At 67.3% G+C, this 22,524-nt stretch carries 21 protein-coding genes, 1 tRNA gene and 1 pseudogene; 12 read left to right on the top strand and 11 right to left on the bottom strand.

Annotated features, from left to right (window positions below; genetic code table 11):
* Positions 1-328: 328 nt before the first annotated feature.
* The 3 genes and pseudogenes from ACIBH2_RS31035 to ACIBH2_RS31025 form a co-directional block, all read left to right on the top strand.
* Complete coding sequence (locus ACIBH2_RS31035; RefSeq protein WP_397123925.1) at positions 329-1,339, top strand: XRE family transcriptional regulator; 1,011 nt, start codon at positions 329-331, stop codon at positions 1,337-1,339.
* A 60-nt stretch (positions 1,340-1,399) separates the two neighbouring features.
* Positions 1,400-2,650 (top strand): pyridoxal phosphate-dependent aminotransferase, encoded by a 1,251-nt coding sequence (locus ACIBH2_RS31030; RefSeq protein ID WP_397124303.1) that lies wholly within the window; start codon positions 1,400-1,402, stop codon positions 2,648-2,650.
* A gap of 423 nt (positions 2,651-3,073) precedes the next feature.
* Positions 3,074-4,342 (top strand): annotated as a pseudogene (locus tag ACIBH2_RS31025) (YibE/F family protein); the annotation flags it as partial.
* Between the two features lie 460 nt (positions 4,343-4,802).
* Here ACIBH2_RS31025 and ACIBH2_RS31020 read toward each other — a convergent pair.
* Positions 4,803-6,170, bottom strand: coding sequence for an Hsp70 family protein (locus tag ACIBH2_RS31020; protein WP_397123923.1), 1,368 nt, complete (start codon positions 6,168-6,170; stop codon positions 4,803-4,805).
* A gap of 228 nt (positions 6,171-6,398) precedes the next feature.
* On the opposite strand from ACIBH2_RS31020, the gene ACIBH2_RS31015 reads away from it, so the two are divergent.
* Positions 6,399-6,935, top strand: coding sequence for a YdcF family protein (locus ACIBH2_RS31015; protein ID WP_397123921.1), 537 nt, complete (start codon positions 6,399-6,401; stop codon positions 6,933-6,935).
* A gap of 141 nt (positions 6,936-7,076) precedes the next feature.
* Entirely contained in the window at positions 7,077-7,457 is a 381-nt protein-coding gene (locus ACIBH2_RS31010) for a hypothetical protein (protein ID WP_397123919.1), read from the top strand.
* On the opposite strand, the gene dcd is transcribed toward ACIBH2_RS31010, so the two are convergent.
* Both dcd and ctaD read right to left on the bottom strand, forming a co-directional pair.
* Positions 7,454-8,029, bottom strand: a complete 576-nt coding sequence (dcd, locus tag ACIBH2_RS31005) for a dCTP deaminase (RefSeq protein WP_397123917.1) — start codon at positions 8,027-8,029, stop codon at positions 7,454-7,456. The two genes, ACIBH2_RS31010 and dcd, sit on opposite strands and share 4 nt — an antisense overlap.
* Before the next feature lie 67 nt (positions 8,030-8,096).
* On the bottom strand, positions 8,097-9,887 hold the full coding sequence (gene ctaD / locus ACIBH2_RS31000; protein WP_397123915.1) for a cytochrome c oxidase subunit I: 1,791 nt from the start codon (positions 9,885-9,887) through the stop codon (positions 8,097-8,099).
* Between the two features lie 246 nt (positions 9,888-10,133).
* On the opposite strand from ctaD, the gene ACIBH2_RS30995 reads away from it, so the two are divergent.
* A tRNA-Gly gene (locus tag ACIBH2_RS30995) sits at positions 10,134-10,204 on the top strand.
* A 17-nt stretch (positions 10,205-10,221) separates the two neighbouring features.
* On the opposite strand, the gene ACIBH2_RS30990 is transcribed toward ACIBH2_RS30995, so the two are convergent.
* The gene (locus tag ACIBH2_RS30990; protein ID WP_397123913.1) at positions 10,222-10,797 is read right to left on the bottom strand and encodes a class I SAM-dependent methyltransferase; all 576 of its coding nucleotides are present in this window, start codon (positions 10,795-10,797) and stop codon (positions 10,222-10,224) included.
* 164 nt (positions 10,798-10,961) lie between these two features.
* Between ACIBH2_RS30990 and ACIBH2_RS30985 the strand changes: the two genes are divergently transcribed.
* Positions 10,962-11,315, top strand: a complete 354-nt coding sequence (locus ACIBH2_RS30985) for an excalibur calcium-binding domain-containing protein (RefSeq protein ID WP_397123911.1) — start codon at positions 10,962-10,964, stop codon at positions 11,313-11,315.
* A 43-nt stretch (positions 11,316-11,358) separates the two neighbouring features.
* The gene (locus ACIBH2_RS30980; protein WP_397123909.1) at positions 11,359-11,658 is read left to right on the top strand and encodes a DUF1905 domain-containing protein; all 300 of its coding nucleotides are present in this window, start codon (positions 11,359-11,361) and stop codon (positions 11,656-11,658) included.
* Between the two features lie 180 nt (positions 11,659-11,838).
* Here the strand turns inward: ACIBH2_RS30980 and ACIBH2_RS30975 are convergent, their stop codons facing one another.
* Genes ACIBH2_RS30975 through ACIBH2_RS30965 form a run of 3 tightly spaced genes read right to left on the bottom strand, consistent with a single transcriptional unit; the run spans position 11,839 to position 12,712 of the window.
* Positions 11,839-12,162 carry a hypothetical protein gene (locus tag ACIBH2_RS30975; RefSeq protein WP_397123907.1) on the bottom strand — a complete coding sequence of 108 codons (324 nt, stop codon included), beginning with the start codon at positions 12,160-12,162 and terminating at the stop codon, positions 11,839-11,841.
* Between the two features lie 42 nt (positions 12,163-12,204).
* A complete protein-coding gene (locus ACIBH2_RS30970; RefSeq protein ID WP_397123905.1) occupies positions 12,205-12,501 on the bottom strand; it encodes a hypothetical protein in 297 nt (98 codons plus the stop codon).
* Positions 12,488-12,712, bottom strand: coding sequence for a hypothetical protein (locus ACIBH2_RS30965; protein ID WP_397123903.1), 225 nt, complete (start codon positions 12,710-12,712; stop codon positions 12,488-12,490). The genes ACIBH2_RS30970 and ACIBH2_RS30965 overlap by 14 nt, the downstream gene beginning before the upstream one ends.
* A gap of 181 nt (positions 12,713-12,893) precedes the next feature.
* On the opposite strand from ACIBH2_RS30965, the gene ACIBH2_RS30960 reads away from it, so the two are divergent.
* The 3 genes from ACIBH2_RS30960 to ACIBH2_RS30950 all read left to right on the top strand — a co-directional run bounded on the left by ACIBH2_RS30960 (position 12,894) and on the right by ACIBH2_RS30950 (position 15,716).
* Positions 12,894-13,685, top strand: coding sequence for an alpha/beta fold hydrolase (locus ACIBH2_RS30960; RefSeq protein ID WP_397123901.1), 792 nt, complete (start codon positions 12,894-12,896; stop codon positions 13,683-13,685).
* Positions 13,682-14,443: a crotonase/enoyl-CoA hydratase family protein gene (locus ACIBH2_RS30955; protein ID WP_397123899.1), complete on the top strand. Its 762-nt coding sequence runs from the start codon at positions 13,682-13,684 to the stop codon at positions 14,441-14,443. The genes ACIBH2_RS30960 and ACIBH2_RS30955 overlap by 4 nt, the downstream gene beginning before the upstream one ends.
* Positions 14,444-14,567: 124 nt before the next feature.
* Positions 14,568-15,716: a DUF4185 domain-containing protein gene (locus tag ACIBH2_RS30950; RefSeq protein ID WP_397123897.1), complete on the top strand. Its 1,149-nt coding sequence runs from the start codon at positions 14,568-14,570 to the stop codon at positions 15,714-15,716.
* Between the two features lie 64 nt (positions 15,717-15,780).
* Here the strand turns inward: ACIBH2_RS30950 and ACIBH2_RS30945 are convergent, their stop codons facing one another.
* The 3 genes from ACIBH2_RS30945 to ACIBH2_RS30935 all read right to left on the bottom strand — a co-directional run bounded on the left by ACIBH2_RS30945 (position 15,781) and on the right by ACIBH2_RS30935 (position 18,092).
* The gene (locus tag ACIBH2_RS30945; protein ID WP_397123895.1) at positions 15,781-16,464 is read right to left on the bottom strand and encodes a class I SAM-dependent methyltransferase; all 684 of its coding nucleotides are present in this window, start codon (positions 16,462-16,464) and stop codon (positions 15,781-15,783) included.
* A 60-nt stretch (positions 16,465-16,524) separates the two neighbouring features.
* Positions 16,525-17,364 carry an alpha/beta fold hydrolase gene (locus ACIBH2_RS30940; protein WP_397123893.1) on the bottom strand — a complete coding sequence of 280 codons (840 nt, stop codon included), beginning with the start codon at positions 17,362-17,364 and terminating at the stop codon, positions 16,525-16,527.
* A gap of 116 nt (positions 17,365-17,480) precedes the next feature.
* Positions 17,481-18,092, bottom strand: coding sequence for an alpha/beta family hydrolase (locus ACIBH2_RS30935; RefSeq protein WP_397123891.1), 612 nt, complete (start codon positions 18,090-18,092; stop codon positions 17,481-17,483).
* A 416-nt stretch (positions 18,093-18,508) separates the two neighbouring features.
* Here ACIBH2_RS30935 and ACIBH2_RS30930 point away from each other — a divergent pair, with 416 nt between their 5' ends.
* On the top strand, positions 18,509-20,335 hold the full coding sequence (locus ACIBH2_RS30930; protein WP_397124301.1) for an acyl-CoA dehydrogenase: 1,827 nt from the start codon (positions 18,509-18,511) through the stop codon (positions 20,333-20,335).
* 220 nt (positions 20,336-20,555) lie between these two features.
* On the opposite strand, the gene ACIBH2_RS30925 is transcribed toward ACIBH2_RS30930, so the two are convergent.
* On the bottom strand, positions 20,556-22,304 hold the full coding sequence (locus ACIBH2_RS30925; RefSeq protein ID WP_397123889.1) for a VanW family protein: 1,749 nt from the start codon (positions 22,302-22,304) through the stop codon (positions 20,556-20,558).
* Positions 22,305-22,524: the final 220 nt, after the last annotated feature.

The raw sequence follows: 22,524 nt of genomic DNA, 5'->3' as shown, positions 1-22,524 counted from the left end.
GATGAGTATCCGAGAGTTCGCGGCGCATCTCGGTGTCCACGAACGCTTGGTCTCGAAGTGGGAGGCCGGGGGGCATCGGGTACATCCGCGCCCGATCAATCAAGCTGCCCTCGATACCTCCCTGGCCAGGTCCGACGACGTTGTGCGGGCGCGGTTCGCGGCATTGATCGACCAACCTCTGATCGACCGTCCCGCGCCCGGTTTCGATGCGCGCCCGCTCAATTCGGCGCAATCAATCAATTTCAGCGACGCGGAACTACTGACACTCGTGGACACGGGTGCGATGAGGGGCGATGCGTTAGCGGCGATTTCGGAGAGGGATCTGATCATGGCGGCTGCCCATGAAGCAAGTGAGCACGCCGGGCGGGCCGAGAGCACCAATGTGGGTGCCACCACCCTGGAACAGCTCGACGCCGATGTCACGCGCATCGCGAACGATTACGTGCACGTACCGCCCGTCCCCATGATGGTGGAGATGCTACGGGTGCGCCGCCGGGTGTACCGCCTGCTCGAGGGCCATCAGCGACCCTCCGACACCTCACATCTGTATCTGCTCGCGGGCACCCTGTCCGGACTGCTCGCCAATGCCAGCACCGACCTCGGCTACTACGACGCCGCGGGCGAACAGGCCCGGGCCTCGTGGGCCTACGCGGAGCTGTGCGCCCACAACGGCCTGCGCTCCTGGACCCGCGGCATGCAGGCGCTGATCGAGTACAAATCCGAGCGGCCCCGCCGCGCGGTCCAGCTGGCGCAGGCCGGACAGCGCTACGCGGATTCGGTCACCTCCAAGGTGCGACTGTTCAATATCGAGGCGCGCATCTGGTCCAAGCTCGGCAGCACCTCCGATACCGAACGCTGCATCCACGCCGCCGACGGCGCGCGCGGCGGGGACAGCAGCGACACCCTGCACGACGAGGTGGGCGGGGTCTTCGGCTTCAACGAGCCCAAGAGCCAGTACTACGCGGGCGCGACCTACATCCATCTCGGCCAGGCCGAACCGGCGTTGGAGGCGACCCGCCGGGCCATCGAGCTCTATGCCAGCGGTCCGACCGAACAACGCTCCTACGGGGCGGAGGCCCTGGCCAGGGTGGACAGCGCCGCCGCGCATCTGATCAACGGCAGTCTCGACGGCGCGGCCGAAGCCCTGCAACCGGTGCTGCAACTGGACGAGGACAAGCGCATCGCCCAGCTGGAGGACCGGTTGACCGGCCTACGGCAGCGGCTGGCCGGACCCAGGTACCGCGATGCGGTGGCGGCGCGGAACCTGGACGAGCGAATCGAGGAATTCTGCGGGGCGACGGCCGCGAAAGGCATTCCCCCCGGTAATCAGGCGGGGTGAGGCGGGCCACCCTGCGGCATTGCGCACAGCGCGAAAAGTCGATTGCGGGCGAATGGCACCATTGGACGGGTGAGCCACCATCCCTATCGCCCGCCGCGCACGCTGGAGCAGTCCACCAAACTCCAGAACGTCCTCTATGAAATCCGGGGACCGGTGCACGAACACGCGGCACGGTTGGAGGCCGAGGGGCATCGCATCCTCAAACTCAATATCGGCAATCCCGCGCCGTTCGGGTTCGACGCGCCCGATGTGATCATGCGCGACATGATCGCGGCGCTGCCCTACGCGCAGGGGTATTCGGAGTCCAAGGGCATCATGTCCGCGCGCCGGGCCATTGTCACCCGGTACGAGTTGGAGCCGGGCTTCCCGGAGTTCGACGTCGACGACGTGTATCTGGGCAATGGCGTCTCCGAGCTCATCACCATGACCATGCAGGCGCTGCTGAACAATGGCGACGAGGTGCTCATCCCCGCGCCGGACTATCCGCTGTGGACGGCCATGACGTCGCTGTCGGGCGGGACGCCGGTGCACTACCTGTGCGATGAGGCCAATGGGTGGCAGCCCGATATCGCCGATATCGAATCCAAGATCACCGACAAGACCAAGGCGCTGCTGGTCATCAATCCGAACAATCCGACGGGTGCGGTGTACTCGGCGGAGGTGTTGCAGCAGATCGTGGATCTGGCCCGCAAGCATCAGCTGTTGCTGCTGGCCGACGAGATCTACGACCGGATCCTCTACGACGATGTGAAGCACACCTCGCTGGCCACGCTCGCCCCGGATCTGTTGTGTCTGACCTTCAACGGGCTGTCCAAGACCTACCGGGTGGCGGGTTATCGGGCCGGGTGGCTGGTGATCACCGGGCCGAAGGAGCACGCGGCCGGATTCCTGGAGGGCATCGATCTGCTCGCCTCCACCCGCCTGTGTCCGAATGTGCCCGCGCAACATGCCATTCAGGTGGCGCTGGGCGGGCATCAGAGCATCGAGGACCTGATCCTGCCCGGCGGGCGGCTGCTGGAGCAGCGCGATGTGGCGTGGGAGAAGCTGAACTCGATTCCGGGTGTGTCGTGTGTGAAGCCCAAGGGCGCGCTGTACGCGTTCCCGAGGCTGGACCCGGAAGTCCATGAGATCCACGATGATTCGAAGCTGGTGCTGGATCTGCTGTTGCAGGAGAAGATCCTCATGGTGCAGGGCACCGGCTTCAACTGGCCGCACCACGATCACCTGCGGATCGTGACGCTGCCGTGGGCGCGTGACCTGGCCGTGGCCATCGAGCGCTTCGGCAACTTCCTCGCCGGATACCGGCAGTAGTTCCAAACGAAACAGACCATGAGTACAAAAAAGCCGGGTTTTTAGAGACTTAGCTAGCGCAAAGAACTGCGTTTTGTGTACAGTGGTTTTCGGCACTTCGAGTGCCCGGCCGGACCACCTACCCCCCCTGGGTCGTCCGGCCCTGGTTCGGCAGGCCTACCCCCCCTGGGCCGCCGACCCCGGGCGGCGGAGACATCCCCCTGCTCTCCGCCGCCCTCTCCCGCCTCCCCGAAAATTCAGCGCACGGCTTGGAGCCGTCGACCGTCGTGAACGCGTGCCGCCGGTTGAGAGCCGAAACCATTCTGGGCGTACCCGGTGAGTTACCCCGAACGTCGCGAAATCAGTCGTCACCTTTGTGATCGGTGGTCGGCGTTGTGTGGGCGCGGGACGCAAGGCGGAATCGTTTTCGTTAGGCTCGCCCGGGTGAGCGACCACCACCATCATCATCACGACCATTCCGGGCCTATCGCCATTGGCGCTACGGCTGCTCGGGTGGTGATCGGATTGCTGACCGTGATCGGGGTTGCCACGCTCGCGGGGGTGTTGTGGCTGTGGCCGAGTAGTCAGTCGGTCGATATTCCGCTGCCCATGCAGAGTGCGGCGGGTGGGGCGGTGACGACCGAGGCCGGGACCGTCGTGATGCAGGATGTGGGGCCCTGTGGGAGTCCGTCGTTGGGGCGGGTGTTTCCGGACAGTCCCGCGCCGCCGCGCACGAATGCCTATGAGTGCCAACGCAGCATCATCAGCATCGACTCCGGGCCGCACGCGGGCAACAAGACCCTGTTCGAGATCGCGCCCGGACCGGGGCAGCCCGATCTGCGCGCCGGGGACGAGATCCGCATCGTGCGGCAGTCCGATCCCAGTGGCTCGCCGATGTACTCGTTCGAGGACTACGCGCGCGGGCTGCCGCTGGCGCTGATCTTCGCCGTCTTCGTCATCGTGATCGTGGTGGTGGCGCGGTGGCGCGGGCTGCGGGCCATCCTCGGGCTCGGCTTCGCCTTCGGCGTGCTGGTGGTGTTCCTGCTGCCCGCGCTGCTGGACGGCAAACCGGCCATTCCGGTGGCGCTGGTCTCGGGCTCGCTGATTCTCTACGCGGTGCTGTACCTGGCGCACGGGGTGAATCTGCGCACCAGTTCGGCGCTGCTGGGCACGCTCACCTCCATGCTGGTGGCGGCGGCGCTGTCCTGGGTGGTCATCGAACTGACCCATCTGACCGGATTGTCGGAAGAGCAGAACACCAATGTCGCCACCTACATCCAGCACGTCAGCATTACCGGATTGTTGTTGGCGGGCTTCATCATCGGCTCCCTCGGCGTACTCAACGACGTGACCATCACCCAGGCGTCGGCCGCCTTCGAATTGGCGGCGCTGGACGAGAAGTCCTCGCGCCGTGAGATTTTCGCCGCCGCCATGCGCGTCGGCCGCGACCACATCGCCAGTACCGTCTACACCCTGGTGCTCGCCTACGCCGGTGGCGCGCTGCCCCTGCTGCTGCTGTTCAGCGTGGCGGGACGGTCGATCCGCGACGTGCTGACCGGGGACGCGGTGGCCATCGAGATCACGCGCTCGGCGGTGGGCGGTATCTGTCTGGCGCTGTCGGTGCCGTTGACCACGGGTATCGCGGTGCTGCTGGCACGGCCGTTCCGCGCCGCAGCGGCGACGCCGCCCGCCCGCAAGCGGCCGGTGCGCAGCGCGAACAAGGAGGCCGCGCTGCGGCGCACCGGGGCTCTCGGGGAACAGGATTCGGCCGTGCAGCGGTCGGCCGGACAGGCCGGGGAGCAGCAGCGGGCCTCCGGCGAGCAATCCGCGACACGGCGCGGCGACTCCGGGCTGAGCGGTGAGCAACCCGCAGCGCGGCGCGGCGCTGCCGGACAGAGCGGCGAGCAACCCGCCGTTCGGCGGACCTATTCACTGCTCGGCGACGACCAGCCAGCCGTTGCGCCACAGGATGATTCGGTACCGGGCGACGACTACCCCACCGATCCGCAGCTGAAGTTGTGGCCGCAGACCGGGGAGCAGGCGTCGGTCTCCTGGCCGACGCCGCAGCCTCGCCGTGACGACGGGGACGACGAGGATCCGCCGCGCCGGGCTCGGCACGCGCGGGACTGAGACGACAACGCGCCCTTCGGATTTCCGAAGGGCGCGTTTCCTGTCATGGGGCCGGGAACAGCGGCGGGATCGTCGGCACCACGATCGGGGGCAGCCCCGGAATGACCGTGATGGTGTTCGCGCCGGGCGGCGGCGGCGCTTCGGTGGTGGTGGCGGGCGCCCAGCGCGGCGGCGGCGCGGCCACCGACTCGTTGGTCGCCTCGGTGGTGGGCGGCGTGGAGGTCGTGGTGCTCGGGCGGGCCGCGGTGGTCTCGACGGTGGTGCTGGCATCGCGACTCTGCGAATCGTGTTCCAGCGCAGGCGGACGCCAGCCCAGCGTGATGCCGATGGCGGCGACGACCACGAGCGCGCCCACCGCCACCCCGGCGACACTGACCTCGCGGCGACGACGGAACCGGTCGGCCACATCACCGCCGACCTTGCCGACCTTGCCGACCCGGCCGCCGCGCCGCGCCGGTGCGGGCTGCGCCGGTGCGGGCTGCGGCTCGTGCCGCTGGAACTGTCGGGTAGCGCCGTCGTCGAAGCGCGGCGGCTGCGCCACCGGCTGGTGGTAGGGCATGGGCCGCGCCAGCATGGTCGCGCCGCGCACCGTGACGGTATCGGGGTCCTCCGCCACCACCACCGGAACGCCCAGCCAGCGGCGCAAGACCTTCGCCACCAAGGGAATCCGGGCACAGCCGCCGATCACGGCGACGGCCTGCACCGGCTGCTCCGAGCGCTGGATGACATCGCGCGCCATGCGCGCCGACGACTCCACCGCCAGCATGATCAGCGCCTCGAAATTCTCCTGCGACAGCAGCACCAGCCCTTCGGGCGAGGGCAGCGCCACCGCGGTGCTGGTGGACAGCTGCTCCTTGGCCTGGCGGCACAGCTCGTCCATGGCGGCGAGTCCGGCCGCGTCCGGCGGGTGCGCGATCCGGCCCGAGGCGATCTGCTGTTCGCGAATGAGCGAATCCAGATAGTCGCCGCTGATATCGCTGGTGCGTTCGGTGTGGTGGATCTGGCGGCTGGCGGTATCGACCACCGTGATGGACAAACCGGACGCGCCCAGGTCGTAGACGGCGACGGTGCCGAAACCCTGGATATCGCCGGTGTATTCGAGCAATTCCAGCGCGGCGACGACATCGGGAATGAGTTCGTAATTGATGACCTGGCGGCGGGCCAGCTCGGCGCGAATGGCGCGGGCGTGTTGTTCGTCGCGGAAGGCGATGGCGGTGGCCATGGTCTGCGGGTCGGCGGCCAGCACCGCGCTCACCGCATCGGCGACCAGCACCTCGACCCTCTTGTCGCCGACGGGGATGGCCTGCACGTCGAAGGCGTCGGGCGCTTCGGGTCCGGCGGAATGCTCGGCAGCGGGCCGTGCGACGCGAACCGCGCCCGCCCCCACCGACACTCCCAGTACCGAACTCATCTGCAGCCCATCTCGTTTCACACTCCACGACGTGCGAGCGGGTACCGCCGCCTGCGGATGGTCAGCGTCGCTTCACACTTGCGGTGGGGTCACTGTACCTGTCGGTGTCACCCTACGGGCTGCCGAGTCCCACGTACACCGGCTGCGGGCAGCGAATTCGGCGTATTCGCGACAGTCCCGCGGGCGCGGATGCCCGGCCGCGCCACGGGCCGTCGTTAGCATCGGCGAATGCCGTGGAGCCGCCGTACTCGAGCAGCCGTCGTGCTGCTGTGCGCCGCAGCGGTCTTCGTCGCCGCGCTGTGGCCGGTCTATGTCCGCCCTCGGCTCGATTCGCCCCGGCCCGCGGATGCCATTCTGGTCCTCGGCGGGGCGCACGACGGCCGCGAGGAGCTCGGCCTGCGCCTGGCGCGCGAGGGCTTCGCGCCGAGGGTGATCTTCTCCGATCCGTACGAGCACAGCCCGCTGGTGAACCGCATCTGCCACGGCGGCTACAGCTTCGCGGTGGAATGCTTCGACCCCGATCCGCGCACCACCCGGGGTGAGGGCCGGTACCTGGCCGAGCGCGCGCGGTCGCAGGGGTGGCGGCGGGTGATCGTGGTGACCTTCACCCCACACGTCTCCCGTGCCCGCTACATTCTCGGAAAGTGTTGGGACGGCGAGATTCTCGTGGTCGACGCGCGCCCGCACATCGGCCCGCCGCGCTGGATCTACCAGTACGCCTATCAGACCGCGGGCTACGTGCGCGCCTTCGCCGAGGACTGCTGACGGCCCCCGACATCGCGGGCATGCGGGCGCGGTCGCGGCCGACTACCGTCGTAGGCGGTGCCAGTAGGGCGAAACACCTGCGGCACAAGCCGATTCATCCACGCGAAAAGCACCCGTCCTCCGGGGCCGGAAGGTGGAATCGTGTCCGACATCCCGCTGACGGTGCGATTGGCCGCCGCAGGCATCGCCGTCCACGCCGTCAATCACATCGTCGTGCTGCTCATCCCGCCCGTCGGGTGGAATGTCGGCACCGTCTACCACCTGATCGGCGCGCCGCTGTATGCCGTGCTGGCGCTTCAGGTCTGGCGCGGGCGCGAGTGGGCGCGCATCGTCATCACGGTGCTGCTCGGCTGCCAGTTCGCGGGCCGCTTCGTGGTGTGGGCCATCTGGCCGGAGGCGGGGGTGCACGCCATGCTGATCGCGGGCTGGACGCTGTCGCTGTGCGTGCTGGCGCTGCTGTGGATTCCGCGAGCCACCCGCGAATACTTCCGGCGGCCAGGGGTTTCCGCCCGGACCAGCTAGTCGATCGCGCTCTGGAAGTTCAGGTAGGCGCGCGACGGGGTTGGGCCGCGCTGGCCCTGGTACTTCGAGCCCGCGGCCGCCGTGCCGTACGGGTTCTCCGCCGGGCTGGTGAGGCGGAACAGGCACAGCTGGCCGATCTTCATGCCGGGCCAGAGGGTGATGGGCAGGTTGGCCACGTTCGAGAGCTCCAGGGTGATGTGCCCGTTGAAGCCCGGATCGATGAAGCCCGCCGTGGAGTGGGTGAGCAGGCCGAGGCGGCCGAGGCTGGATTTGCCCTCGAGGCGTCCGGCCAGATCGTCGGGGAGGCTGCACACCTCGAGGGTGGAGCCGAGCACGAATTCGCCCGGGTGCAGCACGAAGGGCTCCCCGGCGGTGGGCTCGACCAGGGAGGTCAGCTCGTCCTGGCGCTGGGCGGGATCGATATGGGTGTAGCGGGTGTTGTTGAACACCCGGAACAGACTGTCCAGCCGCACGTCGATACTCGACGGCTGGACGAGTTTGTCGTCGAACGGGTCGAGCCCGAGACGCCCAGCGGCGATCTCCTTGCGGATGTCGCGATCGGAAAGCAGCACGCGCAAGAGCGTAGTTGCCGCTCACCTCCGAGTTTCGCCGGGTTGGGTCGGGGGCGCGAAAGCCGCCTCAGTGCTCGGTGGCGGGTGGGTCCGGATCGTCGGCGCGCTTGGTGAGGCTCGGCGCGGTGGCGGTCGCCTCCTGGTGCACGACGCGGGGCTGTCGGCGACCGAAGGAGACGTGGGCCTCGGCCCGCATGCGCGGCACCATGTGTGGATAGTGCAGTTCGAAGGCCGGGCGTTCGGAGCGGATGCGCGGCAGGTCGAAGAAATTGTGTCGCGGCGGCGGGCAGGTGGTCGCCCACTCGAGCGAATTGCCGTAGCCCCACGGATCGTCCACGGTCACCACTTCGCCGTAGCGGTAGCTCTTGAAGACATTCCACACGAAGGTGATCATCGACGCCCCGAGCAGGAACGAGCCCACCGTCGAGATGGTGTTCAACGTCGTGAACCCGTCACTGGGCAGGTAGTCCACATACCGGCGCGGCATGCCCTCGTTGCCCAGCCAGTGCTGCACCAGGAAGGTGGCGTGGAAGCCCAGGAAGGTGCTCCAGAAGTGGATCTTGCCGATCCGCTCGTCGAGCAGGCGGCCGGTCATCTTGGGGAACCAGAAGTAGATGCCCGCGAAGGTCGCGAACACGATGGTGCCGAACAGCACGTAGTGGAAGTGCGCCACCACGAAATACGAGTCGGTGACGTGGAAGTCGAGCGGCGGGCTGGCCAGGATGATGCCGGACAGGCCGCCGAACAGGAACGTCACCAGGAAGCCGACCGACCACAGCATGGGTGTCTCGAAGGTCAGCTGGCCGCGCCACATGGTGCCGACCCAGTTGAAGAACTTCACGCCGGTGGGTACGGCGATGAGGAAGGTCATGATCGAGAAGAACGGCAGCAGCACGGCTCCGGTGGCGTACATGTGGTGCGCCCACACCGCCACCGACAGCGCGCCGATCGACAACGTGGCGTACACCAGCGTCGAATAGCCGAACAGCGGCTTGCGGCTGAACACCGGGAAGATCTCGGTCACGATGCCGAAGAACGGCAGCGCGACGATGTACACCTCGGGATGGCCGAAGAACCAGAACAGGTGCTGCCAGAGCAGGACGCCGCCATTGGACGGGTCGTAGATGTGCCCGCCCAGGTGTCGGTCCACCGCCAAGGCCATGAGCGCCGCGGTGAGAATCGGGAAGGCAAGCAGCACAAGGACACTCGTCACCAGGATGTTCCAGGTGAACAGGGGCATGCGGAACAGGGTCATACCCGGGCAGCGCAGGCAGATGACCGTGGTGATCATATTGACGCCGCCGAGAATGGTGCCCAGACCGGAGACCGCCAGGCCCATGATCCACAGGTCCGCGCCGACACCGGGCGAGTGCGTGGCGGCGCTGAGCGAGGTGTAGGCCGTCCAGCCGAAGTCGGCCGCGCCGCCCGGGGTGATGAATCCGGCGGTGGCCATGGTGGCACCGAACAGATACAGCCAGTAGCTGAGCGCGTTCAGGCGCGGGAACGCCACATCGGGCGCCCCGATCTGGAGTGGCAGCACAGCATTGGCAAATCCGAAAACAATGGGAGTCGCATAGAACAGCAACATGATGGTGCCGTGCATGGTGAACAGCTGGTTGTACTGTTCCGGCGACAGGAACTGCATCCCCGGCCGCGCCAGCTCGGCCCGCATCAACAGCGCCATGACGCCCGCGATCAGGAAGAACGACATGGCGGTGAACAGATACATGATCCCGAGCACCTTGGGATCGGTGGTCGTGATCATCTTCCAGAGGTAGGAGCCCTTGGGCCCCATGCGGCGCGGATACGGCCGCGCTGGCTCCAGCTGCGGCACTTCGCGTGCGGGCGTCGCGGTCATGCGTCCTCCTCGAGGAAGCGCGCCACGTGCGCTAGCAAACGTTCAGCGCATCCCAAAGTTCCTGTGGTGGACGGGTTTTCGACCCAGCGCACAGTCTACGACCGCCCGTAGACGATCACCCCGGGTTCAGCGAAACCTGCCGCGATCTCCCCCGCGCGCCCCCACGAACACGCTGCGAACTTGCGTCCATCAGGACCGCTTCTGATAGAGTCTCGATCGCTCGTACATACCTGGTATGCACGATCAGCCGGTGTAGTTTAGTGGTAGAACATCAGCTTCCCAAGCTGAGAGTGCGGGTTCGATTCCCGTCACCGGCTCTCTTCTCTCCCGCCCGCTAGTCGGGCTTCTTCCATTCCAGGGTGTATCTCCAGAGCAATCTGCGGCGGATTGTCGCGCCCGGGACGATCGCGGCGGCCGCCGCTCTGATCTGGCTCAGGTCTTCGTCGGGGTCGCGCATCGGTGCGCCCGGGCCGCCCTTGCCGTGCAGCAGGTCCATGGTGCGGATGATGGGCAGCAGGGGGAGGTACACGTATTCGGTGCGGACGCTCATTTTCCACAGGCCGACCACGGCCAGCGTGCCGCCGGGGGCGACGAGCCGTTGGAGGGCCTTCAGTCCGTCGTCGATTGGGACGTGGTGCAGGCTCGCCACGGCGGTCACGAGATCGAAAGTGCCTGTGAGGTCACGGAAGTCGGCCTGGTCGTAGCGCAGGTTCGCGGCCGGGGCGGCCTGCGCCAGGATCGCGGCATCCTTGTCGACCCCGAGGACGTCGGGCACGCGCGTGGCGAGCTTGCGGGCCAGCAGGCCGTCACCGCAACCGATATCGAGCGCGGTGCGCGCTCCGGCCGGGATCTGATCGAGTACCCAGCGGTGGTAGTGGGTGTTGTGATTCCAGTACGGATCGCGACTCACCCGCCCCACCCTACGTCCGGTAACACCCGGCTACCGCCCGCCGATCCATTCGGCATTGGTCCGCTTTTTCGCTTCGCAATTACCAAATCGACTATCCGGTCTCCATTTTGGGTCTTACCGACCCCTACTTCTTGCTGCCATTCGGGCGGCGCGCACGAGGAACAATGAACGCTTCACGACATCCGCACATTTCCAGAAACGCGGCCTTGATCGCCGCCGCCGCTTTCGGCGTCCTGGCCTTGTCCTTCCAAGCCTGCGACGTGGAACCGCCGCAACCACGCGGCCTGGCGACCACCCTCACACCGCCGACCGCGGACCCCGTCACCACCGCGTCCGCCCCGACGGCCACCACCCTCACCCCGCCCACGACCGCACCGATCGCGGCCCCCGCGCAATCCTCGGTCTACTACGCCAACTGCACCGCCGCCCGCGCCGCCGGAGCCGCCCCCCTCCACCGCGGCGACCCCGGCTACCGACCGCCCCTGGACCGCGACAACGACGGAATCGCCTGCGAATAACGCGGTCTCACCCCGTGTCGGACCCACCCGATACGGTCCCCACATGCCAACGCCGCACTACCGCTTCTCCGCCGAACTCTGGGAGTACGAGGGAACCGCATCCTGGCATTTCGTCAGCCTCCCCGAACCCATCGCCGACGAAATAGAGGAGCGCTACGCCGCCACAGCCGGTGGCTTCGGCTCCGTCCGAGTAGAGGTAACGGTAGGCACCACCCGTTGGTCCACTTCCCTGTTCCCCGACAAGAAGCGCGGCACCTACATCCTCCCCGTGAAGAAACCGGTCCGCCTCGCCGAAGACCTCACCCCCGGCGACCCGGTCACCGTCGCCCTGACCATCCTCTGACCGCACCGCCGACAGGCACGAAATGTCACCCGGCCGACGACGAATGTCACCGGTGGCCAACAGTTAGCTCACCTAGAGTTGCTCGGTGTCGGCCCTACAAACGCCCCTGTAACCGACAGCGTCGATGCCCCCGCTCACCCGGGGGCGTCCACGCGCACAGGAACGGCCGCCGTCAGATCGCTACTTCAGGCATTCGGTGACGATGCGGTTGGTGGCGGTGACGGCTTTGTCCTGGTCTTCCTTGGACATGCCGGATTGTTCGGGGTCGAGGGCCTGGTTGGTGGTTACTTCCTTGTCGATCATGACGCGCAGGCCGTCTTGGGAGATGCCTTCGGCTACATAGATTTTGGCGGCGCAGTCGGCTACGGCGGGGTCTTGCAGGGTGGTTTGCAGCGACTTGGCGAGGTCGGCCTCGGTGACGGGGGGTTTGCTGTCTTCGCTGCTGCCGCAGGCGGCCAGCAGCGGCAGCGCGAGCAGGGCGGCGGCGAACAGGGAAATCCTCACGGGTACCTCGAATCTCACGGGTGGGATGCCGGAGGAACTTTCTCACAGATCCATGGCGGCGCGCAGGGCCGTGTCGATTCGCTCGGCGATGTCGGTGTCCACCACGTCGATTCGCTCCGCCAACCAGTGGCGGTAGATGCGGCCGAGGTTTCCGGCGTGGATCCAGCCGTGGCCGGGAATGGAGACGGCGAGAATGTCCTGCGGATCCGATTCGAGGATCTCCGCGGCGATCAGCCAGGGGCGCGGCGACTCGTTGATGCCGTCGCTGCTGATGAGAATGATGTTGCGTCGTCGGAAGGAGCCGTGCGGGTTGTAGACCCAGACTTCACCCTTGCGCACGCATTGCCTCCTCCGCGGCGGCTAGCTCCGCCTCGTCCGCCGTAGCGAGTTCTACCGGTTCCGGGACCGGACCGCATCCCATACGCACCGCTTCCCGACGGGCCGCCCGGGAAATCCAGGCGGAGGGAGACATTCCGGCGCGGGCGGCGGCTTGTTCGGCATATGACCAGGCTGCCGCGTCGAGCGACAGCGTCACCTTACGAGTTGCCATACCTTTTATCCTACCGTGAGTTGCCCAACTCTCGGGGGCTCTCAGCGGCTTCGCCCCTGAAACCCCAACGTGGGTTGGTTTCTCGCGTACCCGGTTCGGGTCGGCCGAAAAGCTCAATTGGGGTTGGGTTCTGGGGGTTAGGGTCGGGGCAGGGTGGATCGGTTTCTTAGGAGTGGCGGCGATGATGTTGAACCACTATCGGGTGGGGCAGGGGGAACCGCTGGTTCTGGTGCACGGCGTGGGGAGCCGGTGGCAGGTGTGGGAGCCGGTCATCGAGCGGCTGTCGCAGTCGTTCGACGTGATCGCCGTCGACCTGCCCGGATTCGGGGGGAGCGCACCGCTGCCGGAGAACACCGTCGCGAATCTCGTGGACGCCCTGGCCGAGTTCCTCACCGAGCAGGGGATCGAGCGTCCGCATCTGGCGGGGAATTCGATGGGCGGGTACATCGTCCTCGAACTGGCGGCGCGGGGGCTCGCGCGCAGCGTTACGGCCTACTCCCCCATCGCTTTCTGGAATACGCCGGGGCGCGTCTGGTGTCAGCAGGCGCTGGCGCGGGCGAAGAATCTCGCGACCCTGCTGCACCCGGTCGTCCGCCCGCTCCTCGGAAATGTGGTGGGCCGCAGCGCATTCATGGGCCTGGTTCTCGGAAAGCCCTGGGCCGTCAGCGCGCAAGTGGCCGTCGACACCACCGAGGGTCTGCTCGGCGCGGCCGGATTCGACCGCGCCCTCGCCTCGTTCACCCAGGTGCGGCTGCCCGACCCCAAGCCGCTGGCCGACCTCCCGGTCACCATCGCCTGGGGCAATCGTGACATTCTGCTGACCTACGCCACGCAGAGCCGCCGCGCCCGCGACTTCCTTCCCGGGGCGCGACACGAGACGCTGCGCGGCAGCGGCCACACGCCCTTCTACGACGATCCGGAAGGCTGCGCACGGCTGCTGCTCGACCAGCTGGAACAGGAAAGACGCCGATGAGCAACAATGTCACGCTGACCGTCGAGGGCAATCGCGCCTACGTCACGCTGGACCGCCCCGACAAGCACAACGGCCTCACCATCGAGATGCTCAACGAGCTGGTGCGGGTGGCCGGAGAGATCAAGGGCCGCGACGATATTCGCGCCGTCATCCTCTCCGGCAACGGCCCGAGCTTCTCCAGCGGCCTGGATATCGCCAAGGCCATGAGCAACCCGCTCGCCATCGCGGGCAATTTCCTGCCGCTGCCGTGGCGCGGCACCAATACCTTCCAGGAGGCCTGCTGGGCCTGGCGGCGTTTGCCGCAGCCGGTGATCGCGGTGGTGCACGGACGTTGCTACGGGGGTGCGCTGCAACTCGCGCTGGCCGCCGACTTCCGTTTCGTCACACCGGATTCCGAATTCGCGGTGATGGAGGCCAAGCACGGCCTCATCCCGGATATGTCGGGCGCGGCCACGCTCTCGCGGCTCGTCGGCATCGATCAGGCGCTGCTGCTCACCATGACCGCCGACCCGGTGGACGCCAGCTACGCGCAGCGCATCGGTCTGGTCACCGAGGTGTGCGCCGATCCGCGCGCCGAGGCCGAGAAGCTGGTGGACCGCATCGCGGCGCGCTCCCCGCATGCCGTGGCCAGCGCCAAGAAGCTGTTCGATCGCTCCTGGGAGGCGGGCCTGCGCCGCACCTTCGGAATCGAGCGCGCGACGCAGTTGCCGCTCATCCTGCGACAGGCCCTGGGCCGTGATAGGAAAGACAACAAGTAAGTCAATTCACAGCAAACAAGTTGGTTTGCGCGCCCACCACCCCTGGTTCCGCTGTTAGCATCGGCACACTTTGCCAGCGAGCCGAATGACAGTGTGGCCGGTCACCGCTACCGTGTGGCACCGCATGTGTTCGGCGAGAACCGGAGGATTCACCGCGTTGACGAAGAAAACCAGAGCCTCTCTGCTGTTGTCGGCGGTCGCGGGCTCCACGGCGGTACTCCTCGCCGTCACCTCACCCGCCGCCGCCAACCCCAACGCCATCAATCCGATTCCGGTGCTCAACGGCACCAATGGCCTACCCAATCTGCCCGGCCGCACCAAGGCCGTCTTCCAGGTGACCGGTATGGCCAGCCCCAACAACACGCAGAGCTACAACGTGCTCGGCACCGACCTGGGCATCATGTGGGACAACGGGCACGGGGAAATGCTCACGGCCTTCGGCGACACCGCCGGGGTGGGCTTCCCGAATCTGCTGGTGGGCAGCACCTGGGCGTGGCGGTCCAATATTCTGGTGCGCTCGCACACCCAGGATCCTTCGCGCGGCATCTACTTCGACAGCGTGGTGCGCGACTGGTTCGGCCAGGCGCGCGATCTCATTCCCAGCCCCAAGATCCCGTTCATCGAGATCAGCCGCATTCCGACGGCGGGCATCTCGGCGGCGGGCGCGCAGTACATGAGTTTGATGTCGGTGCACAGCTGGGACGAGCCCGGCGAGTGGACCACCAACTTCTCCGGGCTCGCCGTCTCCGGCGACAACGGGGAGAACTGGGTGGAGTTGCCCGGCACCCGCAGGCCCGACGAGGGCGGCAACGGGAACTTCCAGATGAACGCCTTCCTCAAGAACGACGGCTTCGTCTACGAGTACGGGACGGCGTCCGGGCGCAACAACCCGGCGTTCCTGGCGCGCGTGCCGGAACCGGCCATCGGTGATCTGGGTGCGTACGAGTACTGGGCCGGGGACAAGTGGGTGCGCGGTGATGTGAACGCGGCGACGCCGATCATCGGCGGCGGCGTGTCCGAGATGTCGGTGATGTGGAACGACTACCTCGGGCAATACATCATGCTCACCACGGATCCGTGGAATTCGGTGGTCATGTACCGGGCTCCCAGTCCGGAGGGGCCGTGGAGCGGGCCCGAGGTGCTGATCGACACGCGCGAGCTGCCGACGGCCTACGCGCCGTCGATCTTCCCGTATCAGACCGGGCGGGATCTCTACTTCCTGACCACGGTGCACAGCCAGTACAACGTGATCCTCATGAAGACCACGCTCTAGAACTCTCGAGGGGGTCAGGGGCGGAGCCCTTGACCCCCTGCACATCAACCCCCGGTGTCGACGGTCATTGCTCCAGCTCGGCCGGTTCCTCTGGTTCGGGTGCGGGTCGGGTGGCGACTACCAAGGCGTCGATGGCGTCGCGGTCCTCGGTGGGTCGCCGAACGTGCTCGGCCGTCCGTACGCGAACGGCGTCCCCGGCGGCTGCCAGGTCCGCCACGATGTCCTCCGGGGTGAACAGGAGGCCCGGATCCTGTTCACCCCCATAGCCTTCGGTGAGATTGCGGGGGTCGTGGCCGAGCACGAGCAGGACCCCTTCCTCGGTCAGCATGTCCGCGGCGCGCAGTAGTAGTTTCCGCCGCTGCCGCGCGGGCAGCTGCACGAAGGCCATGAGCACGAGTTCGTACGGCCCGGTCAATCCGGCGGCGTCGAGATCGGTGACATCCGCGCAGAACCACCGAATCCGATTCCGCACCGACCGTGACAGCCGCGACGCCACCGTCCGCCCCTTGTCGATCGCCACCTGAGCGAAGTCGACCGCGTCTACCTGCCAGCCGTGCGTGGCCAGCCACATGGCGTTGGCCCCCTCCCCGCACCCGAGGTCGAGCACCCTCGGCAACTCCGGCTTCCCCTCCCCGCCCGGAAACCGCCGCTCCAACCCGAAGACCTGCTCCACCACCGTGCTGTTCGGCGGTGCGCCCCACACCAATTCAGTGCGGGCGTACAGCTCGTCCCAGGCGGTCGCATCCATGCCCCGAGTCTAGGAGCGCGAACGAGCCAGCCGCGAACGCCGACCTACTGATCCGCCTTCCTACTGATCCGCCTTCCGCGCGAGCCCGACCAGGAATTCACCCGCGGGCGGGGCCAGCAGGTCGATCTTGGGGTTGTGGCTGAGCTTCGCGACCTCCACATGCTTGGCGGTGGGCAGCACCTCCGCGATGGCCCGCGCGCCATTGCGCAGCAATCGCCCGCTGCTACCACCCGCCAACACCAGCGTCGGCACCGTGACACCCGCCCAATCCGCCGGGCGCAGCGACTCGCCGCGCATGAAATCCTTCATGACGGCCCAGTCGTGCGGCGTCGAGTTCGCGGTGGCCTTCAGTTCCTTCCAGAACGGCGTCAGTCGCATGACGGCGACGAAGGCCCTCGGCACACCCATGGCCTTGGTCATGTAGAAGCTCACCGTCTTGCCGCGATTCCCGGAGGCGACGAGCTGGTGCAGCTTCACCTCCAAATCCTTTGCGGGAACGAACTCTTGGCGATTCACCACGAACGGCGGCTCGAAGGCGACCACCCCGGTGATACCCGGAATCCGGCCGGAGTTGGCGGCGCGCAACGCGAGTCCCGCACCCGACGACCACCCGAACAGCGCGGCCGAGCCACCGGCGGCCGCCACCAGGGCGGCGATATCCTCGATCTCGTTCTCGACGTCGTAGACGCCCGGCGAATCGGTGCTGTCACCGCGCCCGCGACGGTCGTAGTTGATCACGGTGAGCTTGTACTCGTCGGCCAGCTTCTCGGCCAGTTCGACCATTTTCGGGAACTTGCGGTAACCGAAGGCCCCGCCGATGAGGATGACCGTTCCGGCGGCACCGCCCACAAACCGATCGAACGCGAGCGTGACTCCGGAGGGGGTGGTGATGGTCTCCATGCTGTTCCTTTCGTACCGTTCGACGCGCCCCGCCAGCGCGGTGCGCACCTTCGTTGGACGATGGGCGGCACCGGAATTCATCGCTGCCCCCGAAAATACCCGCTCGGCCTGCGGCGTCAGCGTTTGCGGACCGTGCTCCACCGCTTCAGCCAGGGCGCGACGGTATCGGCGATCTCGTCGAAACCGGAGCGGTAGGAGTGCGCCTGCCCGGCGATCACCCGCACCTCGGCGGCGTCGGCGGCATCCGGAATGCCGAAGGGATCGCGCGCACCGTTGATCACGACCACCTTGATGCGTCCGGGCGCGCGCAATTCGTCGCGCCGCGACTTCTCCGGCTTGCCCGGCGGGTGCAGCGGAAACGACAGCGCCACCACACCGCGCGCCCCGACCTCCTTGGCGGTGCGGCAGGCCACCCGGGCACCGTTGCTGCGCCCGCCCTGAACCAACGGGATCTCGCCGAACTGCCGCCGCAGCGCGGCGATCACCTCGACCCAGGCGGCATCCTGGGTGACGGCGTTGCCGGGCGCGCGGCGTCCCGCCACCCGGTACGGCTGCGTCACCAAAGCGACCGCGCCGCCCAGCGCGAGCGCCCGATCACGCACGGCGAGAAGGTCTTTCGCATCCGTGCCGCCACCCGAACCGTGCGTCAGCACCAGCAGGAACTTCGGATCCCCCGACGGCTGGGAGATCTCCAGCTCGGCCGGTCCGGCCGTCGTGTCGATGCGCATGACATGCACGGTATCCAGCACCGCCGCGCCGCCCGCGCACGCCACACCAGGGGCGCGCCCGGCCCTGCCATATCGCGGGTCTGTTCGCCAGTCGGTTACGGGCCGCGCGACGGCGCGACGCCCTCACCGCGCGCCGCCCGCCGCTGTGCGCGATTCCGCCGCCGCAACCACCAAATCCCGCCCTAGCTGGGGTAATGGGATTCCCACGGCGACAAGGGGTCTCCCCGGTCACAGCAACCCGCGTGCTTCTGGTCACATTGCGTCCAGATCATCTTGGCGGCGGCCCTACCCGTGGGTAACATGGCGCTTAAGTTACCCGCTAGTAGCCTGCCTTTACGCTGTCTAGCCGGAGGACCTGACGGGCGGGAACGGCACACACCGAACCGCACCCATCTCAATGGAGAGTGAGTACGACCATGGGTCACTACAAGAGCAATGTGCGCGACCTCGAGTTCAACCTCTTCGAGGTGCTCGGCCTGGGCAGTCTGCTGGACAGCGGCGCTTACGGCGATCTGGACGCCGACACCGTCAAGGAGATGCTGAAGGAGGTCAAGCGCCTCGCCGAGGGCCCGCTGGCCGACTCCTTCGTCGACGGTGACCGCAACCCGCCGACCTTCGACCCGGAGACCCACACCGTCACTCTCCCCGAGTCGTTCAAGAAGTCCTACCGCGCGCTCGAAGAGGGCGGCTGGTCCAAGGTGCCCGTGCGCGAGGAGCTGGGTGGCCTCGGCGCCCCGAGCGTCGTCGGCTGGGCGCTGGGCGAGATGATCCTGGGCTCGAACCCGCCCGCGCAGATGTACGCCGCGGGCGCTGGCTTCGCGCAGGTCTTCTACAACAACGGCACCGATGAGCAGAAGAAGTGGGCTCAGATCATCGCCGACCGCAACTGGGGCGCCACCATGGTGCTGACCGAGCCCGACGCGGGTTCGGATGTCGGCGCGGGCCGCACCAAGGCCGTCAAGCAGGAGGACGGCTCCTGGCACATCGAGGGCGTCAAGCGCTTCATCACCTCGGGTGACTCCGACGACCTGTTCGAGAACATCATGCACCTGGTGCTGGCCCGCCCCGAGGGCGCTGGCCCCGGCACCAAGGGTCTGTCGCTGTTCTACGTGCCGAAGTACCACTTCGACTTCGAGACCCAGACCCTCGGCGAGCGCAACGGCGTCTTCGTGACCAACGTCGAGCACAAGATGGGCATCAAGGTCTCGGCCACCTGTGAGGTCACCTTCGGCGGCCACGGCGTGCCCGCCAAGGGCTGGCTGGTCGGCGAGGTGCACAACGGCATCGCGCAGATGTTCGACGTCATCGAGAACGCTCGAATGATGGTGGGCACCAAGGCCATCGCCACCCTGTCGACCGGTTACCTGAATGCCCTCGAGTACGCCAAGACTCGTGTGCAGGGCGCCGACCTGACCCAGATGACCGACAAGACCGCGCCGCGCGTCACCATCACCCACCACCCCGACGTGCGTCGTTCGCTGGCCATGCAGAAGGCCTACGCCGAGGGCCTGCGCGCCGTGTACCTGTACACCGCCGCGCACCAGAACGAGGATGTCGCCCAGCTGGTTTCGGGTGCGGACAAGGATCTGGCCTTCCGCGTCAACGACCTGCTGCTGCCCATCGTCAAGGGTGTCGGCTCCGAGCGCGCCTACCAGTACCTGACCGATTCGCTGCAGACCTTCGGTGGCTCCGGCTTCCTGCAGGACTACCCGATCGAGCAGTACATCCGCGACGCCAAGATCGACTCGCTGTACGAGGGCACCACCGCCATCCAGGCGCAGGACTTCTTCTTCCGCAAGATCGCCCGCGACCGCGGTGTGGCGCTGGCCCACGTGGCCGGTCAGGTGCAGAAGTTCATCGAGCGTGAGGGCGGCAACGGTCGCCTCAAGGCCGAGCGCAAGCTGCTCGCCACCGCGCTGGAGGACGTTCAGGGCATGGCCGCGACCCTGACCGGGCACCTGATGGGCGCCCAGCAGGATCCGAAGGAGCTCTACAAGGTCGGCCTGGGTTCGGTGCGCTTCCTGATGGCGGTCGGTGACCTGCTCATCGGCTGGCTGCTGCTGCAGCAGGCCGAGGTCGCGATCAAGGCCCTGGACAACGGCTCGGACGAGGCGTTCTACCACGGCAAGATCGCCACCGCGCAGTTCTTCGCCCGCAACGTGCTGCCCGAGCTGACCGCCACCCGCACCATCCTGTCGAACCTCGACAACGACATCATGGAGCTGGACGAAGCGGCGTTCTGAGCCTGACGCTTCCATACCGGAAGACACACACTGCGGCCCGGCGATCCCGGGCCGCAGTGCTATGTGCGGGGGTGCTTTTTCGCGTTGTGGCGGACCGGTGGTCCAACGGCACATGACCATTCGGGGGCTGTCCGGTTACTACTCACACCGGTGATCCACAGCCCCCCAACAAGTTATCCACCGTCTGTGGATAACCAACCGAGAGCGGCTGGGGAAATCCTCACTCGCACTTGACGACCGGGATGGGGTCGTACTTGACGGTGCGGGTGTGGCGGGAGATCTCCTTGCCCGTCTTGTAATCACGGATGACGCGGGTGTCGGAGGTGGTGAAACCGGGAGCGCCCTCGGTGGCGATGCACTCCTTGCCCTTGGGTAGGGTGATGGTCTCGGGCTCGGTTTCCTTGGTGCGCGGGCCCGCGATGGACTCCACGTCAACGGTTTTGGTGCTCCACAGCCGCACCGTGATGGTCGAATCGTCGGCGATGGTCTCGATGTAGACGCCGTGCTGGGTGTTGTTGCGGAACTTCAGGTCGATCGCGCCGTCGAAGACCGTGGCCTCGCGCGCGGCCGGATAGCGCGAGATGTAGTAGCTGTGCTCGGTGTGCCCGGCGTCTTCCATGCCCGCGAAGTACGAGGCGTTGTAGAGCGTGGTGGCGAACTGGCTGATACCGCCGCCGACCGCCGTACTCGGCCGCCCCTTGTCGATGATGCCGGATTCGACGTAGCCCTGCTCCGCGGTGCGCGGGCCGGTGAAATCGTTGAGCGAGAACGTATCTCCGGGCCGCACGATCGCCCCGTCCACCTTCTTGGCGACGGTGCGGATATTCACCCCGGACGGCCCGCTGAATCCGCTGGTGGTGAAGGAGCCGACCACCTCGGTGACGCCGAGCTTTCCGGCATCCTCGGTGGTGAGCTTGGGCGCGACGGGCTCGTAGACCACCGCGACGCTGCGAGCGCCGGTGGCGCGCAACAGGTTCGGCAGCTCCGCGAGCGTCTTCTCCCAGGAGATCTTGTCGCCGACCACGGCGGGCACCAGGGTCATCCGACCGCCGCCCGGCGTGAAGGTGGCGTCCTTGGGCTCCACCTCGGTGGTCGCCAATTGCGGTGCGAGCGCGGCGATCGCGGCCGCGTTGTCGATGCCGAGCGTGAGCCCGCCGCTGCCGTCGGGGCTGAACCTCAGCACGGTCGCGATCTGCGCGGGCTCGAGAGTTCCATTGCCCCCCTTGCCGGTGAAGGTCACCGGCGTCTGCACCGCGGGCTGGGCGATGGTCCGCACCGCGGTGTCCACACCCTGCTGGGTCACGGTGGCGGGCGTCGCCACCACCGGCAGGTCCAGTACCGTGCCGTCGGCCCAGTGTTCGAGCAGAACCGTGCGGGCTCCCGGCGCGTCCAGCACCCGACCGGGTACCGGATACACCGGCACGGGTCTGGCCTCGTCGAAACGCACGGTGCCCTCTACGGGTTGGCGGTCGTAGGCGCGCAGGGCCTGCAACTGCTGATCCAGGGCCGTCTCGTCGACGGCGGCCACCGGGGTCACCGGCCGGTCCGCGAACAGCGACCACAGCCGGGTGAGGGGATTGAGCGGCTGATCGCCGATGCGGTCCCAGGTGGCGTACCAGTCCACCCCCAGTCCGGCGGCGTTCGGCACGAAGCTGGCGTTCTGATCGCCCACCCGCACGGTCACCGGCTGCGCGGCGCGGCGGTTCAGCTCGGCCTCGAGCTTGTCCTGCGCGGCGGTGCGGTCCATACCGCCGATGGCGATGCCCGCCACCTCGACGCCGCGCGGCACGGTGCCCGAGGACATGCTCCAGTCCACCGCGTAGGCGATACCGGCGGCCGCCAACAGCACACCCGCGGCGATTCCCGCGCGGCGCGCCGCCGGTGAGTTCGTGAACCGTGGCCCCGGTGGGGGCTCCGGATTGGCATGCTGCGCCCGTGTATGGCGACCGGTGCTGGATCCGCTGGTCACGAACCACCCTCCCGTTGCTGGGAAAAATAGTCACCCGCGCATGGCGAGTTCACCGCACACCATAATGGGAGACACCGACGTACGACGATTCCCTGGCCGACAGCAAACCCTGTGCAACGGGTCACCCGAAAATGAAAGAGCCCCGTGCGGTTGCCGGGTCGGGGGTCTGGCAACAGCACGGAGCCACCCCGTCTATCGAACCGCGTCGGCGGGCGTTACA

Origin of the sequence: Nocardia sp. NPDC050406, assembly GCF_044459025.1 — a bacterium.
In the GTDB taxonomy this organism is placed as follows: Bacteria; Actinomycetota; Actinomycetes; order Mycobacteriales; family Mycobacteriaceae; genus Nocardia.
The sequence above is the reverse complement of the archived record's forward strand: the minus strand, read 5'-3'. Positions and strand labels throughout refer to the sequence as shown.